We start from the raw sequence: 18,051 nt of genomic DNA on the forward strand, positions 1-18,051 counted from the left end.
AAACAACATCTAATTATATAATATTACTATTTATAAAATCAATACATATAATTATCAACAATTTACAACTTTCGCATTTATATTAGTATTGCTTTCTAAAGTTAATCTATATACCTATTTACAAAAAAAATTAAAATAACTCTTTATGTTACGAAATTAGTTAAAATCTTAAATCATGATATAAAAACCGGCTTAAAATTTTAACTAAAAATTATAACATAAAGAGTCAAAATTTACTTTAAAAGTTCAAAGGCAGTTTTGCATTGAATTGCAGCTCCTATAGAAAGACAATCTTCATCAATATCAAAAAGACTTCCATGTGCTGGATTAACTATTCCCTTTGATTTATTTCCACATCCAAGGTAATAAAATGCTGATGGTCTAGCCATTGAAAAGTATGCAAAGCTTTCAACCCCCATACTTGGGCTTTCAAGCATTTCAACATTTTCCTTTTTTATTATTGAAGAAGCACATTTTACAATCATTTGGGCAGTATCATTGTCATTATATAAACATGGATAACTTTCTTCTATATTTATTTCACACTTACCTCTCATTGAATTAACTATACCTTCTGTAATTTCTATCAATCTATTTCTTACATAAGCTCTATGCTCTGTCCTAAGTGTTCTCATTATACCACTTATTGTAACTTCCTCCGGAATTATATTTTGGGCTGTTCCACCATGTATTGAACCAATTGTAATTACTGCTGGATCTGTAGGTGGAATTTCACGACTAACTATACTTTGCAGTGCAACTACAACTGAACTTGCTATTAAAACAGGATCAACTCCAGTATCAGGATGCGCACCATGTGCACCTTTACCTTTTATCTTTATTGTAAATGGATTTGAAGCTGCATTTACAACTCCCATTTTGACTCCTATTTTTCCAACTTCAATTGCAGGTTCTACATGAAGACCTATTATTTTATCTACCCTAGGATTTTCGAGAACTCCTTCCTCTATCATTACTTTAGCTCCGCCTGTAGTTTCTTCAGCAGGTTCAAAAAATAACTTTACATTACCATTGAGTTCACTTTTTAATCTATTTAATATTTTTGCAGCACCTAAAAGTATAGTAGCATGTGCATCATGTCCGCAAGCATGCATTTTTCCATCTACCTTAGAACTATAATCACACTTTTTATTATCCTTAAGTGGAAGAGCATCCATATCTGCACGTATTCCTATTGTCTTATCTCCACTTCCCCTTATTATACCACAAACTCCAGTTTTAGCAGTTTCTATATATTCTATGCCTTCTTTATCTAAGAATTCTTTTATTTTTTTAGAAGTTCTAAATTCTTCATATCCAAGCTCAGGATACATATGAAAGTCCCTTCTCGTGTTTATGAGTTCATCTTTAATATCTTGTGCCATTTTTAAAAAGTCTATTTCCACAATTAATCCTCCTATTGTTATTCCCATCCAATTTCTATTATGTCACCTTCTGAAAGTTTATCATAATAACCAGCATCTTTGTCATTTAATCTCAAGAACAGCTTTCCCTTTGAAATTGACAGATTGAATTCAATATAATTGAATATATCAACAAATACATAATTATCCTTGCCTTTTAATGTAATTCTTTTGCCATTTACAACTACATTCACCTCTACACCTTTAGTTATTTCATTCTCAAGAATTTTGTCACTTTGAGAAGTTTTATTATCTTTATCATTTTTATTTTCAACTTTTTCTTTTTTTATTCTATATAGTTTATTACCTTCCCTTATAACATAATTATTGAATATTTGTTTCCCATCTAAATAATATTCATAACTTTCTTCGTCTTCATTATATCCCAGAAAGTATTTTTTATATTCTTCAAGTGTTTTAGGAAAAAATATTTTAACATCATCATTTTCTTTTATGTCACAATCCAAATTTACTTTTTTATCATTAATAATGGCTACTGGTTCTAAATTTTCTATTATATCATTTACAAAGAAACTTACAGAATACAACTTTTGTATATAGTCTTTAACTTTGGGTTTTGCATCAGTACCATTTATAGCATAGTTTATACGTACTTTATCCCCTTCTTTTACATTATCATCTATATTAGACTTGATATCATCTATCTCTATTTCTGCTGGCTGTGAAAGTGAACCAAATGCTACTCTTTTTATGCCATTTAAAGTAAACCTCAAGCTTTTACCATTTCTGCCCATCAACACTTTTGGATTTATACCTGCTTGCATAATGACATCCATAACTGTATGCTTATGTGAATTAAAAAGGCTAATTACAGAATCATTTAAAAATACATCTATAAAATCATTTCCAAATCTTCTTATAGAAGTTAGTGCTATACCTAAAACTGTTACTCCAATGCTGCCTAATGAATTGTCTTCACATACACAATCTTTTATATCATCTCTTACCTTTATACCTATTCTCTGATTTGGTATATTAAGTTTTTCTGCTAAGAAGTCTTTAAGCTTCGGAGTATATGACCCACCTCCTACCATAAATATGGCATTAGGTGACTTGCCTCCATTTAATTCTATTATCTTGTTTCCTATTTCATCTGCAATCTTTTTAACTGTTGGTGATATAATCTTTATTACTTCATCACATGATACTTCATTTTCAATTCCAAGTACATCTATATATTTGCACTTTTCTTCAGAACCACAAGACCTCTTTATGACTTCAGCTGTATTAAAATCTACTAGACAATTTTGAGCTATTACTTCAGTAACCTCATCACCGGCTAGTGGTACCATTCCATACGAACATATTGTATCATTACTGCTTATAGCTATATCCGAAGTACCTGCTCCAACATCAACTAGTCCCAAATTTAAAATTCTTAAATTTTTAGGTATGGCAGCTTCTATAGCAGCAATTGGCTCTAATGTAAGACTTACAACTTGAAGTCCAACTTTAGCTATAACAGAATAAAGACTATCAACTACAGACTTTGGCAAAAATGTAGCTATAATTTCAGCCTCAATATTGTCTCCCTTATGCGATAACAAATTACTTATCAAATATCCATTTAAATAGTAGCTTTTTACGCTGTATCCAACACAATAAAGCTTTCCAGCCATTTCTCCATTGATCTTTTGTTCCGCCATTCTAACTGCTGTAAGTTCAAGACTTCTTATTGTATCCTTATCAATTTCCTTATTATCATCAATTTCAAGCTTAGCCTTAGATACCGTAGTCTTTAGAAATCTTCCAGCAGCTGCAATAGCAACATTTTTTAATTTTATATTTAATTTTGCTTCAAGATTATTTTTTACGATATTTACCGCATTAGCTACTAACGTGATATCATGAATTTGTCCATCAATCATTGCTCTTTCTTCATGTTCTACAAAATGTTCTGCTATTACATAAAATTTTTTATCTTTTACAATACCAACTGTTCCGATAACAGTACGGGTTCCTATATCTAATGCAAATATTACATCTTGTGGATCAATTTTAATGTTATCCATAATATTTACCTCTTCTTTGCTTTTATAATTTAAACGTTCATATTCTAACAATATGACTATTCTCCTAATGAATATTATAAATAATTGCAGAATGTTTGTAAACTGACGTACAACTAATAACTTTATATAAATAAGCTTATACTAATTGTGAATAAGTTTAAGGAGGTATCATATGAATAAATTGATTAAAAATATAGAGTTTTCAAAAGTACTTGATTTAAAAGAATTAATATCTTATCAGGAAGGTCAAGTAATAAGTAGAACAATTGCACAAATACCTTCTGTAAATATAACTTTATTTTCACTAGATTTAAGCGAAGGTATAAGTACTCATGTAACTTCTGGAGATGCAATAGTACAAATATTAGATGGTACAGCTGAAATAACAATAGGAGACGACGTATTTAATGTAAGAAAAGGTGAAACTATAATAATGCCCTCTAATGTTCCCCATGGACTTGAAGCACGTGAAAGATTTAAAATGCTTCTTACTGTTTTAAAATATTAAATTATTTAAATAAAGTTATGCTAGAAGCTTTACTTATAAAGTCTCCAGCATAACTTTTTATCAAATAAAAATTATTCTGCTATTTTAATTATTCCATTATTTTCACAAACATATGGTAAGTTTCTCATAATCTCATATATATATTTTGATTTACTATTGTTTAAGACTTCTTCTTTTGATACTTTATTAGGATACAACATATTGCACCAAAAATCTATAAAATCATCTTTAGTTATAAAATGAATATCTGCATCATCTTCTACTACAAATCCACTATCAAAATTTTCAATAATTTTTAAGTTCTCAATTGAATTTTTTGAAGTTATTTCACATATATCATCCCATATTTTTTTAAAAGCTATCATTTTTGTAACCTCCATATAAAATATTAATTATTGAAACTGCATTTAGTATATCATAATTAATATATATAAGTCAATTTAGATGTTTTAACGACTTAATAGTATACCCTATTTTATTTATAATTACATGTAAATTTAGATATTTTAACAACTCAAAAAAAATTACATATAATTATAAATAAAATAGGGTATACTATGTTGGTTTAGTTTACATTTAATGTTATTAACATAATATTTAATATGTTAATAACATATTAAAACATAAATACTATTTCAAATAATTTTCTTCCCATAATCAAAACTCCCTTCTTCATACACTTAGTATTTAAAAAAAGGAGCTTAATTATTCTGAATAAATTAAGTTTTTACTTGGGAACCACCTATATTAATTTTTCATATAAAGGATCCTTGTTGCATTTAATACAGCTATAAGTGCAACTCCAACATCTCCAAAAACCGCTTCCCACATTGTAGCAAAACCTATTAATCCAAGTATCATAATGCATAACTTTACTCCTAATGCAAATATGATATTTTGCCAAACAATATTTTTAGTTCTTTTTGCAATTTTCATGGCCGCTGATATTTTGGATGTTTTATCATCCATTATAACAATGTCTGCTGCTTCAATTGCTGCATCAGACCCTACCCCGCCCATTGCAATTCCTATGTCAGCTCTTGCAAGAACTGGTGCATCATTTACACCATCTCCTACAAAAATAAGTTTGCCATCACGTGATTTTTGATCATATAAAGCTTCAAGTTTCTCAACTTTTTGATGAGGTAAGAGTTCAAAATACACTTTATCTAATTCAAGTTCTTGAGCTACTTTTTTACTAGCCAGTTCATTATCACCAGTTAGCATAACAATCTTCTTAACACCAATATCTTTAAGCTCTTTTATTGCAAGTTTAGAATCATCCTTAACTTCATCGTCTATAATAATATACCCTGCATATTTTTTATCTACAGATAAATGAATAATAGTACCTTGATAATTAATGTGTGCATATTCAATCTTCTCCTTGTCCATTAATTTAGTATTTCCAGCAAGTACATTTTTCCCGTATACAGTTGCACTAATTCCAAGTCCTGATATTTCTTCGTAATCTTCAATTTTAGATTCATCAATATCTTTTCCATAAGCCTTACGTATTGAAATTGCAATTGGATGATTTGAATAAGTTTCTGCCATTGCTGCATATTCAATTAATTCTTCTTTTTTGATACCTTGAACTGTACTTACATCAACTACCTTAAATACACCTTTTGTAAGCGTACCTGTTTTATCAAATACTATTGTATCTACTTTATTTAAAGCTTCTAGATAATTTCCACCCTTAACTAAGATTCCATTTTTGGAAGCAGCACCAATTCCACCGAAAAAACTTAATGGAATTGATATAACAAGTGCACATGGACATGAGACAACTAAAAATATCAGAGCTTTGTACACACTTTGTGAAAAAGTTATATTTTTTATAAAAATCGGAGCCAAAAATACAACTGCTAGTGCTGCAAAAACAACAACTGGAGTATAGTACCTTGCAAACTTAGTTATAAAGTTTTCTGTAGGAGCCTTTTTGGAACTTGCATTTTCAACTAATTGTAATATCTTTGATATAGTCGATTCTCCAAATTCCTTGCTTACCTCTATAGTTAAAAGTCCATTTTTATTTATAAATCCGCCAAATACATCGTCATTTACTTCAACTTTTCTAGGTACTGATTCTCCTGTAAGATTTGAAGTATCAACCATTGATTTTCCTTCAATTATTTTTCCATCAAGAGGAATTTTTTCTCCTGGCTTAACGATAATGATGTCACCTATTTTTACATCATCAGGTGAAATTCTCATTATTTCATTTCCACTTTTCACATTTGCAAAATCAGGTCTTATATCCATGAGTGAAGATATTGACCTTCTTGACTTATCTACAGCTAGATCCTGAAAAAATTCACCTACTTGATAAAATAGCATAACCGCAACTCCCTCTGGATATTGCTTTATTGAAAATGCACCCAAAGTTGCAATAAGCATTAAAAAGTTTTCATCAAATATTGATCCTTTTTTAATATTGTTAAATGCCTTAAGTATAACCTCTCCGCCAACTATAATATAACTTATTAAATATAGTATAAATTCAATGTAATATTGGAACTTAAGAATCATAGCTGTGGAAAATAAAATACCACCTATTATTAGTTGGATCAATTTTAGTTTTCTACCATCACTTTCATTCTTAGAATCACCTTTAATCTTAATATTACTTTTAGACACTATATTTACATCTGGTTCTATTTCTTTTACTATACTTTTAATTTCTGTAATAATGCTGCTCTTATCATAACCTTCATCAGTTTCTATAATTAGCTTTTTAGAAACAAAATTTAAATTTGCACTTTTCATACCATTTATATTACATACTTTTCTTTCAATTTTAGATGCACAATTAGGACAATCTAATCCTTCCAATATGAATTCATCTCTTATGACCTTCATATCCTTCATCCCCTTTAAAATTAAGATTTATAAAGTTATAAAACTCTATATTTACATATGAATATATGTTCATATATCATGATATGAAAAATTTCACATTTTGTCAACTATTTAAACCTAAATATATAAATAAAACAGACTAGAAATCTCAACTTAAAGTTAAAGTTCCTAATCTGTTTTACTGTAACATAATTTTAAAATTCAAATTTCAAAGGTCTCATAAATAAATCAAGCAGTGTCCTTGAAACTTCCTTATTTTCAAATATAACTTTATACAAAGCATTACAAATTGGAAGTTCTATATCGTATTGCTTTGATAATTCTACTAAAGCTTTTATAGTTGAAACCCCTTCTGCTAATTTATCAAATTTTTTATTCTTTACAAAATCTTCTCCAAATCTCCTATTATGGCTGTGCTTAGAAAATAATGTTGCTTCATAATCTCCTAAATGACTTAGCCCATATATTGTAATATCATTTCCTCCCATAGCTCTTACCAATCGTGATATTTCTCTAGTTCCTCTTGCCATAAGTGCTCCTTTTAAACTTGTATATCCAAGTCCATCCAGCATACCAGCTGCTATACCAATGACATTCTTAGAAGCAGCTCCAATTTCATTGCCTATTAAATCTTGGCCATAGTAAAACCTTATCAAATCACTATTTAATACACCTACAAGCTTTTTAGTTATATCAATGTTTTCTGAACCTATTACCATGCAGTTTGGTATTCCTGCTACGAAATCTTGAACATGCCCTGGACCTACCCATATTGCAACATTAATATTACTTCCCATTTCTTCCTTAAAAACTTGTGTAAGTCTCTTACCACTTGAAGCTTCTAGTCCCTTCATACAAAGTATGAATATTTTATTTTCCTTATCCGGCATAGAACTTAATTTTTGTGCAAATCCACGTAATCCCTGCGAACTTATTGATATTATTATTATATCTGCACTAGTAAAGGCATCTTCTAAGGAATTACTTAAACAAATTTCTTGAGGTAATGTAAGATATTCATTTTTTCTATACTGTTTTAGTATGCTGTAATTATGTGAACCTTTTCTTCCCCAAAGGATTACATTATGACCTATACTATTACAGTAGTATGCTAAAAAACTTCCCCATCGTCCGCAACCTAATACTGAAATATTCATTTTTACCTCCTAATACATTTTTATTATTTTTTCCAAAATCAATTTTTATATTATTATTGGATAATTAATATAATTTACTTAATTTATTCTACCACACCACAAAGTGGATATGTACCCAACTTACTTATATATTATATAAATATAACATGATATCCTCCAGCATTTAATTTAATCTTCAAAAATTTTTTATTATAAAAAGTCCTTTAAAGTTTTAAATTTATAACAAAATGTTTTTTAATATTTTATTATTAAGTGTTAAAATAAAATAGAGATTATATAATAACAAGGAGAACAGCCATGAAAAAAAAGCATACCTTAACAGTCATAATAATTTTAATAATAATATTGGGAGGACTTTTTTATGTCAATAAATCATTGTGTACAACTAAAAATACTTCTACAATAAAAATACAAATACCTAAAAATTCTTCTACTGAAGAAGTAACTAATATTTTATATGGTAATTCCATTATAAAAAATAAAGATTATTTCATGTTTATGAAGAAAACATTTTATAAAAATAAAGTAATTCAATCAGGTAACTTTTCAATACCTGAACAAATATCATTTTCAGTACTTACTGATATACTGTCTAGAAATTATAAAGATGGCAATACAGTAAAAATAACAATACCTGAAGGCTATACAAATGAACAAATAGGGGAACTTTTAGAGGAAAATAAATTGGTAAGTAAATCAAGCTTTTTACATGCAGTACAAAACTGGACATCCAATGACTACTGGTTTTTAAATAATATACCGCAAGGTCCGCATAGATTAGAGGGTTTCTTATTTCCAGACACATATTATTTTGACAAAAAAACTTCAAATTCAGATGAAATAATAAAAACAATGCTGGGACAATTTGACGATGAAGTTTCTCCATACAAAGATTATATTATAAGTGAAAATTATAACGTAAGGAACTTGGTTACAGTTGCATCTTTAGTTGAAAAAGAAGCACGTAAAGATGTTGATAGGCCAAAAATTGCAAGTGTAATATATAATAGGCTAAATAAAAACATGCCTCTTCAAATAGATGCTTCCATTCTTTATGTTATTGGGCATAAGGACAAACTTTATAATAAGGATTTAACTGTGAAATCACCTTATAATACTTATACAAACAAAGGTTTAACTCCTTCACCAATATGTAATCCTGGAAAGAAATCAATAGATGCTGCAATATATCCATCAAAAACTAATTACCTTTATTATGTTTTAAATCAACAAACAAATGAACATGTATTTGCAAATACCTATGAAGAACACATGAAAAACGTAAAAAAATATGTAAAATAAGCATTTAGTAATTTTGTATAGTGTTTCTAGTTTGGAACTAGAAGCACTATATGAATATAATTTATACTCTAATACAAGTCCAGCTCTCATTTCTTTTAAGTTCTCTATAAATTATAACTTGACATACTTAAACTATAGTAATATAATATAAGAATTGATGGAAATAAGGAAAGAAGGTGGAAATTTGAATAAGAAATCTATATTAATAACTCCTGATGTTATAGAAGAATGTCTTTGTGAGTCACTTGATATTCTTGAAAAGAATACTCAATCATATAAGAAAATAAAGAAAAGCTCTAAATAGTTTAAACTTTTAATTTAATCATCAAGTTAATATGCAAGATGCATTTCGATAACTCATAACTCATTTTTAAGTGCATTATTTATCTAATCTTTTAATGTATTCTCATATTTTGAAATCCTATGATTTTAAATTTTTATATGGTTATTATTTTTAAAGTTAATTTGTGTTTTAATTTAAAAAACAAATTTTACTCATAAATTAACTTTAGCTAATAACCATATACCATAACCAAGTTTAATATTTACATTACATTATTATTTAAATCATCTAATTTGAGTTTGTTGTTATCATTTTTTACTATTATAAAATCTTAGTGCAGTTATTATAACCCCGAATAAGCAAAGAATTCCTGCGCTTATATATACACATCTCATTCCATACATAAATATATCATCTCTGCCCTTTATATAATCAGTTACCCTATATCCAACTTTATAACTCATCCTATTATATAATAGAGCAGTTGAAAGCGAAGTTCCTAAAACAAATCCTAAATTTCTAATAAGGGCATTTACGCTCCCAGCTATGCCAAGCTTATCTTTTGCCACAGTAGACATAACTAATGAATTATTTGGTGATTGAAACATTCCATTTCCTACAGTCATTATTACTATATACAAAATCAAAGTTATTACAGATGATCGTTCATTTAAACTAGATATTAAAAATAATCCCAAACTTGTAAACGTAAGTCCAATAAGTGTAAGTATTTCTGAGCCAATTTTGTCTGACACATATCCGCTAAAAGGAGCTACAACAGATAAAACGATTGGAGATACCATCATGAAAAAACCTGTTATTGCTGGCGAAAATTTTAAAGTATCTTGAAAATAAAATGGCAGTATTATATTAGATGCACTAATTGCAATGAATGAAATAAATGCACATAGTATGCTCACTGAAAATAAACTATTGTTAAATATACTCAATTGAAGCAGTGGAATCTCTATTTTGTATTCAATCATGATGAACAATACAAAGGTTATAAATGAAATAACAAAAGCAGAAATTATAATTGGATTATTATATCCTATAGTTTGTCCTTGTCCCAGCGCTCCAAATAAAAGTATAATAGATATTACAAATAAAGAAGCTCCTTTTGTATCGAACTTTTCTCCATGTACCATATGCGGCTTTGGAAATATTTTTATTGTTAGTACAAATACAATTATTCCTATTGGTACATTTATTAAAAAAATATATTTCCAGCTCAAAGCAGAAACTATAATACCACCAATTGGAGGACCAGCCATTGAACCCAACGCAACAAATGTACCTAAAACTCCAAGAGCCCTTCCCCTTTCATTTGCAGGAAAAACTTGAGTTATAATTCCTTGATTTGTAGCCATTGTAGCTGAGGCACCTACTGCCTGAATTACCCTTGCTGTTATAAGTAGTGGTAATGAATTTGTAAGTCCGCATAATAATGATCCAATTGTAAAAACTACTAATCCATATTTAAATACCCTTGTCTTCCCTACCATGTCCCCCAATCTTCCAAAAATTAAAATAGTTGCTGCAACAGTTATTAAAAAACTTGTAACAACCCATTCTATACCTGCCATTCCTACATTTAATTTAACTGCCATGTCAGGCAGCGCAACATTTACAATACTTCCATCTAAAGTTGACATAAAAGTTGCAGAAAGTACTGTAAATAAAATTAACCATCTCTTTTTATATACTTGAGTTTCAGCTTCGTTCAATCCTCTTTCATCCCTTCACAGATATTTTTTTATACTCTACTCCATTTTTTAACACCTTCTAGGAAGTTTATTGATACTTCTATATATTCATTACTACTTTCTTTTACTAGGTAAGATAATACAGTATAACTATACTGTGTAATTTCTTCTTAAAGTTAAAAATTTATAATCAAACGTGATATTCTCATCCATTTTACCATCTATACTCTCTATAACTGTCCAATTTTTATAATCTATACTTGGGAAAAAAGTATCTGCTTTAAATTCATAATCAATAAAAGTAAGGTACATTTTCTCAGTATATGGCATAAACTGTCTGTAAATTGATTCCCCGCCTATTACAAAATATTCTTCCTTTTCTTTTAAAAAACTTAATACTTCTTCAACCGAATGAGCAATAATTACACTATCATCTTGAACTTTAAAATATTTATTTCTTGTTATAACAATATGTTTTCTATTTGCAAGAACTTGAGGCAGCGACTCAAATGTTTTTCTTCCCATAATTATAGTGTGTCCCATAGTAATATTTTTAAATCTCTCTAAATCTTCTTGAATACGGCATAGGAGTCCATTATTATTTCCAATTGCATTATTTTTATCCACTGCTGCTATTATTGTTACCATAAATCCTCATATCCTCCAACTTACTTACTTTATTTCCTCCTTTGAAATAAACTTTATAACATAATATAAATTATAATACATGATGGCAACTTTTAAAATATATATTAAATTTGAATATTGTTTCCTGTACTTTATCAAAATATAATAGTATGATAAGTATTGTTAAACTAAAGAGTATACGAGGTAAGATTATGAATAAATTAAATTTTAAAGATTTTGGATTAAGTCAAGATATATTAGAATCACTTAAAAGACTGGAGTACAAAACTCCATCTGAGGTTCAAGAAAAAGTAATACCACTTATTTTAAAGAAAAAGGATGTAATAGTTAAGTCACAAACTGGAAGTGGTAAAACTGCAGCATATGCAATACCAATTTGTGAGGAATTAGAATTAGAAGAAAATAACGTTCAAGTGTTAGTACTCTCCCCAACAAGAGAACTTGCACTTCAAATAAAGGAGGATTTCTCAAACATCGGTAGATTTAAGAGACTAAGATGTGTAACCGTATTTGGCAAGGAACCTATAAGCATTCAAATAAATAAACTTAAACAGAGAGTTCACGCTGTAGTTGGAACTCCAGGCAGAACACTAGATCACATGAAAAGAGGAACATTAAATCTTAAAAATATAAAATATTTGATTATAGATGAAGCAGATGAAATGCTCAATATGGGATTTATAGATCAAGTTAAATCCATAGTAAGTAAACTGCCTAAGGACAGGATTACACTTTTATTTTCTGCAACTATGCCAGATGAAATACTTAAACTATGTAATGAGTATATGCTAGATCCAATAAATGTAGAAATTAAATCTAAAAGTTCTACATTAGATAGAATAAAACAAATTTATTATGAAGTAGAAAATGATAAAAAATTTAATTTGCTGAAGAAGATAGTATATACTCAAAGACCTATGAGTTCAATGATATTTTGTTCAACTAAAAAAAATGTAGATGATTTACTTGCAAAAATGAAGAATGAAGGATTTTTATGCGATTCTTTTCATGGTGGAATGCTTCAATCTGAGCGAATTAATGTTTTAAATAGATTTAAAAGAGGAGAATTTACTTTTCTCATATGTACTGATATAGCTGCAAGGGGAATTGATGTTGAAAATATAACACATGTAATAAATTATGACATACCAATGGAAAAAGAAAGTTATATTCATAGGATTGGCAGAACTGCCCGCATAGGTAAGAGTGGCACTGCTGTGACTTTTGTAACACCTAATCAATATAGATTTTTACAGCAAATAGAAGAAACCTTTAATTTAAATATACAAAGAGCAGAAATTCCATCTAATGAAGAGGTACAAAATGGAAAACTTATATTTGATAAAGAACTTAAATCCCCTATCAAGCTAAAGACAAACAAAGCTAAAAAAGTAAACAAAGATATCATGAAAATATACATAAGTGCAGGCAAGAAGAAAAAAATAAGACCCGGCGACATAGCTGGAACCATTGCAAGTATAGATGGGGTCAGCCCAGATGACGTTGGTATAATAGATATAAGAGACAATTTTTCTTATGTTGATATACTTTCTGGCAAGGGAAACATAGTACTTGATGCACTAAAACATAAAACTATAAAAGGAAAGACAGTAAGAGCAGACAAAGCACAAAAATAGTTATCACATTATCGTATCCTTTACACTGCAGTACAAATTTTGTGGTTAGCATATGTATGAAATGCATAGGCTAACCACAAAACTCAATACCTCATATTATTATACTAGAGCTGAATACAATTATATCAATCTCATGTTATCATCAAAAAGAGTATTATCTTTAGATTTAAAACACTCTCTATTTACTCCATAAAACAGTTCATCACTATCACTGTTGTTTTTTATATCAAAGTATCCAAAATCATTATTTTCTATAACCATACGTTTTGTTGAATTTCCACCATAAAATATTACTCCATATACCCTATCGTACCCATTTCCAGATTTGACAAAACAGTCATCAAATTTACACATTTTTATAGTTATTTCATTCAAGTTGTCGGAATAAATTATACCGCCATAAATATCGGAATATCCAACCTTACCGCAGTTCTTAAATGTTGATTTAATAATATTAAAATTATAACACGATTTAACTTCAAATGCTCCTTTAGTAAAATCATTAAAATTACATCCTGAAATATTTATATGTTTACAATTTTCAAATACAATAGGACCAACTCCACTGAAGCTGCAATTTATAAATTCAACATATTCACACCTTATGAATTTAAAATTTACTTTACTTAAATCAATCATATAATTTTCAAAAGCCACATTATTTTGTTTAAATTCTATTACACTGCCATCTTTATTACCCTGCAGATTTAGTTTAACTTTTTCTTTTGCAAAATAGTAAACTTCTGAATTTGTATCAACAAGTTTTCCTGTAAAAAACTGTTTGAAATAACACATAAAATTACCTATCATACCTTGTGCAAGATTTTTATCTGATATACTGCTGTATATATCACTATCTTGCTCAAGTATGCTCAATGTTACATGTACTAAAAACTCTACTTCTTTTTTATTTAGCAAAAGTATTTCACATATTTCCGAAATAAACTCTACTGAATGTTTTTCAGGAGTTCCTGCTGATGCAATTACAATAAGTGAATCAACAACAAAATTATACTTTAACTCGCTGTATTTAAATTGTTTCACAAATTCACTTGCAAAAGTTTCATCAGCACATAGTGCTTTTCTCATATACTCATTAAATTTATCACCTAATCCTATTCCCTCAAAAAGTCTTCTTATGAATAATATCTGTTCTGCCTTAGGTAGTTCACCATATTGAAGAATGATGCATAACATCTCCATATATATACTTTTTGTATAATTTTGACTTTCTTCAAGAGGATGACCCTTTATTGGATATGAAGCTGCCTTTTGATTTTTGAAATACTTTCTTATTTTGCTAAATGAATTATCCTTATCCATACCAATCATAATTTATTTCTCCCTATCTTAAAGTTTATTTATACATTCAATAAATTTATTAACATTATCACCTGGTTCATTGAACTTTATCTCGTCTTTTTTTAAAACTAAAATTTTTCTTATCATACTAGATAGTTCTGCTTTATATGCAAAACCTCCTAATTCTTTATTCATAATTGGATTAACATCTTTTAATGTATTGTAAATCATAATATTAATAGCTGGATCACTTTTTGCAAGATGATTTTTCATATATTCCTTTACAACTTTTAATGGATCTATAACTTGATCTTCTAAATCTGTCTCAGATATTTCTTGTATGATTATACCAAAGTTATTTGCTGCACCCTTTATTCTCATAAAAAATTCATCTTCAACTTTTCTTAAGCTCAAAATTGTCCTTTTCAAATTGTTTATATTTTTTTCTGTTTCCTCTGAAAGCAAGAAAAGAGACTCCTTTACACTTACATTGTCTGATAAATCAAGTGAATTAGTTAAAATATTTAATCTTTTACTCTCATTTTCTATAACATATTTATAATACTCCATACATTTTACAAATAAAAGTTTAAAATTGTAAACAAATTTAGACTCATACATTTCGTCATTCCAATTTTCAAGATATTCTCTTATTCTGTTATTATCAAATTCATCTGATATTTTACTTGAGTATGAAAGCACATTTAAATAGTCAATACCATTAGAATCGAATATATCTTTGAGTTTATTTATAATCTTGTTAATTTCTTCTTTTGTACAGTCATCATCATTGTTTACAATAATTAGCTTTGGCGTTTCTTTTCTCAACTTACTAATAAAGCTTATCTCTTCATCTATGCTGTCGATTGAACTTGATTGCATAAACCATATGACATAATTACTTGAATTTAATTGTACCACTGCAGTCTTTTCATAAAATCTATCACTATAATAAGTATTATAATTTAATGGAATATTTAAAAATGATATATTTTTATAAACTTGAATAGGTGTTGATATGAGAACACTTTTAAATATATCCTGCAAACCCAATCTATTTAATATATTTTCTTCATCTTCATCAAACAATTTACTAAAACTTTTTAAATTAGATAATTTTACTTGAATTTTTGAATAAGATGCGTTTAATCCGCATATTTCAGTATCTTGACCATTTACAATATATGTAGATATTAAATTTTCTGGATTTGACTTTAACGAAAATACTTGATTTTCCAAAAGAAAATTTAAAAAGCTTGACTTTTTACTGCTGTAACTTCCCCCAATTGCAACAATCTTTTTATCCATGAGTTTATCGTACATTATAAAATCTTTAAATTTACTTAATTCATACTTAAAGCCAAAATATAAGTCATGCACGTTTGACGGTGCATTTTCTTTAAATATATCAGGTAACCTTTCATTTATTATCTTTTCAATTTTAATTAAATCAACATTTAAATCCATGTCATCTTCATATTCTATGATATTTTCAAATAACTTAAATCCATTTTTAAGTTTTTGATACTCTAATTTCAATTCATCAAATTCCATTTAAAATTCCTCCTGAATACCTGCGTCATTATCTGTATAATTATACCATAATTCTACAAGTTGCTCAATCAAATAATACTTAATATTGATATTGTTCATATTTAGTATTATCATTATGTAATACCAATATATTTCAATATTAAGGAGATGTTATATATGAAAAAGGTAATATTATTAAGTGGAAGTCCAAATGCAAAAGGCAACACTATGCAAGTTCTTAAAGAATGCGCAAAAGTTATAGAACAAAATGGAGTTCAAGCTGAAATTGTATCATTAGCTGGAATGAGCTTAAAAGATTCAATGGATGTTCAAGGAGGATACAATGACGGTTTTAATAAAATAATTCAAAAAATAAAAGAAGCTAAAGGACTAATTGTTGGAGCACCTGTTTATTGGGGAACTGCAAGAGCTGAACTTATGACAGCACTTCAAAGAATAGCAATGGCATCTATGAAAGATGGAAATTTCTTATCAAGAAAAGTAGGAGGACCTATTGCAGTTGCAAGACGTGCTGGCCAAACATCATCAATACAAGAAATGCTAATGTTTTATCTTTACAATGATATGATTATACCAGGTTCAACATACTGGAATGTAGTTTTTGGTCAAAAACCAGGTGAAGCTTTAAATGATGAAGAAGGAATAAGAACAGTAAAGAGATTTTCTGAAAATGTAGCTTATTTGGTAAATAAATTGGATTAACATTTCAGAAAAATAAACATTCCAATTGGAATGTTTATTTTTTTAGACAAAAAGCTGCCGTACTAATTTTTTAGTGCGGCAGCCCCTTTTCTAACACTATGCAACAAATTAAATTCAACCTCTTATATTATTCATTAGGTCTGATACTGTTTTTGAATATATTGGATGTACAAAATAAGGCGCTATATCATTAAGTGGTTCAAGTACAAAAATTCTTTCATGCATTCTAGGATGTGGAATAACCAATTCATCATCTGAAAATATTAAGTTATCGTAGAATATGATATCTAAATCTATAGTTCTAGGTCCCCATCTTATTATTCTCTCTCTTTTGAGCATTTTTTCTATGTACATTAAAAATTCCAATAATTTTTGGGGAGATAATATTGTCTTTATCATACATGCTCCATTTAAAAAATTATCCTGATTTGTATATCCTACTGGTTTAGTTTCATAAAATTTTGATACTTTTAAAACCCTGCATAATGGATTATCTTTTATAAATTTAATTGCATTTAATAAGTTATCTTCCTTAACTCCAAGATTTGAACCCAGTGCAACATAAGCTGTATGCCAGCCCCTTTCTATAAATACAGATGCATATTTAAGCGGTTTTCCTATTGGTGCCCACGGTTTTTTCACCTCTACTATAACCTTTTTTACACTATTGTAATTAAGTAAAATAAATTCTCCAAGCTTTTGGGCTGCTTTTTCTATTAAATCATATTTATCCTTTTTAAATTCTTCCTCAACTTTGCTGCATAGTTCTGCATAATTAATAGTTTTAGATAAATCGTCACTTTCTCCCGCTTCATTTAAATCCAAAAACAGTTCCAATGATATTAAAAACTTTTGTCCCATATCTTTTTCCTGTGGATTAACTCCGTGAAATGCGTATACTTCTAGATCTTCAATATGTATCCTATCCAA

The 18,051-nt window shown here is 28.4% G+C and carries 14 protein-coding genes; 4 read left to right on the top strand and 10 right to left on the bottom strand.

From position 1 onward, the window contains the following. Nucleotides 1-233: 233 nt before the first annotated feature. Complete coding sequence (locus EBB51_RS07255; RefSeq protein ID WP_190285355.1) at nucleotides 234-1,409, bottom strand: M20 family metallopeptidase; 1,176 nt, start codon at nucleotides 1,407-1,409, stop codon at nucleotides 234-236. 14 nt (nucleotides 1,410-1,423) lie between these two features. After that, nucleotides 1,424-3,457 (bottom strand): cell division FtsA domain-containing protein, encoded by a 2,034-nt coding sequence (locus EBB51_RS07260; protein WP_123055009.1) that lies wholly within the window; start codon nucleotides 3,455-3,457, stop codon nucleotides 1,424-1,426. A gap of 172 nt (nucleotides 3,458-3,629) precedes the next feature. Between EBB51_RS07260 and EBB51_RS07265 the strand changes: the two genes are divergently transcribed. Next, on the top strand, nucleotides 3,630-3,965 hold the full coding sequence (locus EBB51_RS07265) for a cupin domain-containing protein (protein ID WP_123053852.1): 336 nt from the start codon (nucleotides 3,630-3,632) through the stop codon (nucleotides 3,963-3,965). Between the two features lie 71 nt (nucleotides 3,966-4,036). Here EBB51_RS07265 and EBB51_RS07270 read toward each other — a convergent pair whose 3' ends face one another. The 3 genes from EBB51_RS07270 to EBB51_RS07280 form a co-directional block, all read right to left on the bottom strand. Continuing rightward, nucleotides 4,037-4,330: a hypothetical protein gene (locus EBB51_RS07270; RefSeq protein ID WP_123053853.1), complete on the bottom strand. Its 294-nt coding sequence runs from the start codon at nucleotides 4,328-4,330 to the stop codon at nucleotides 4,037-4,039. A gap of 382 nt (nucleotides 4,331-4,712) precedes the next feature. Next, nucleotides 4,713-6,830, bottom strand: a complete 2,118-nt coding sequence (locus EBB51_RS07275) for a heavy metal translocating P-type ATPase (RefSeq protein WP_347560929.1) — start codon at nucleotides 6,828-6,830, stop codon at nucleotides 4,713-4,715. Between the two features lie 194 nt (nucleotides 6,831-7,024). Next, entirely contained in the window at nucleotides 7,025-7,987 is a 963-nt protein-coding gene (locus EBB51_RS07280) for an NAD(P)H-dependent glycerol-3-phosphate dehydrogenase (RefSeq protein WP_123053855.1), read from the bottom strand. 297 nt (nucleotides 7,988-8,284) lie between these two features. On the opposite strand from EBB51_RS07280, the gene mltG reads away from it, so the two are divergent. Beyond that, nucleotides 8,285-9,289, top strand: a complete 1,005-nt coding sequence (mltG, locus tag EBB51_RS07285; RefSeq protein ID WP_123053856.1) for an endolytic transglycosylase MltG — start codon at nucleotides 8,285-8,287, stop codon at nucleotides 9,287-9,289. Between the two features lie 591 nt (nucleotides 9,290-9,880). On the opposite strand, the gene EBB51_RS07290 is transcribed toward mltG, so the two are convergent. Both EBB51_RS07290 and EBB51_RS07295 read right to left on the bottom strand, forming a co-directional pair. Then, nucleotides 9,881-11,299: an MFS transporter gene (locus EBB51_RS07290; protein WP_123053857.1), complete on the bottom strand. Its 1,419-nt coding sequence runs from the start codon at nucleotides 11,297-11,299 to the stop codon at nucleotides 9,881-9,883. A gap of 129 nt (nucleotides 11,300-11,428) precedes the next feature. Beyond that, nucleotides 11,429-11,926 (bottom strand): dihydrofolate reductase, encoded by a 498-nt coding sequence (locus tag EBB51_RS07295; protein WP_123053858.1) that lies wholly within the window; start codon nucleotides 11,924-11,926, stop codon nucleotides 11,429-11,431. 191 nt (nucleotides 11,927-12,117) lie between these two features. Here EBB51_RS07295 and EBB51_RS07300 point away from each other — a divergent pair, with 191 nt between their 5' ends. Then, nucleotides 12,118-13,563, top strand: coding sequence for a DEAD/DEAH box helicase (locus EBB51_RS07300; protein WP_123053859.1), 1,446 nt, complete (start codon nucleotides 12,118-12,120; stop codon nucleotides 13,561-13,563). 120 nt (nucleotides 13,564-13,683) lie between these two features. Here the strand turns inward: EBB51_RS07300 and EBB51_RS07305 are convergent, their stop codons facing one another. After that, complete coding sequence (locus EBB51_RS07305; protein WP_123053860.1) at nucleotides 13,684-14,895, bottom strand: right-handed parallel beta-helix repeat-containing protein; 1,212 nt, start codon at nucleotides 14,893-14,895, stop codon at nucleotides 13,684-13,686. Nucleotides 14,896-14,913: 18 nt separating this feature from the next. Continuing rightward, a complete protein-coding gene (locus EBB51_RS07310) occupies nucleotides 14,914-16,419 on the bottom strand; it encodes a hypothetical protein (protein ID WP_123053861.1) in 1,506 nt (501 codons plus the stop codon). A gap of 156 nt (nucleotides 16,420-16,575) precedes the next feature. Between EBB51_RS07310 and EBB51_RS07315 the strand changes: the two genes are divergently transcribed. Then, nucleotides 16,576-17,121 (top strand): flavodoxin family protein, encoded by a 546-nt coding sequence (locus EBB51_RS07315; RefSeq protein ID WP_123053862.1) that lies wholly within the window; start codon nucleotides 16,576-16,578, stop codon nucleotides 17,119-17,121. A gap of 114 nt (nucleotides 17,122-17,235) precedes the next feature. On the opposite strand, the gene folK is transcribed toward EBB51_RS07315, so the two are convergent. Then, nucleotides 17,236-18,051 (bottom strand): 2-amino-4-hydroxy-6-hydroxymethyldihydropteridine diphosphokinase, encoded by an 816-nt coding sequence (gene folK / locus EBB51_RS07320; RefSeq protein WP_123055010.1) that lies wholly within the window; start codon nucleotides 18,049-18,051, stop codon nucleotides 17,236-17,238.

This window comes from Clostridium sp. JN-1 (assembly GCF_003718715.1).
GTDB lineage: Bacteria > Bacillota > Clostridia > Clostridiales > Clostridiaceae > Clostridium_AV.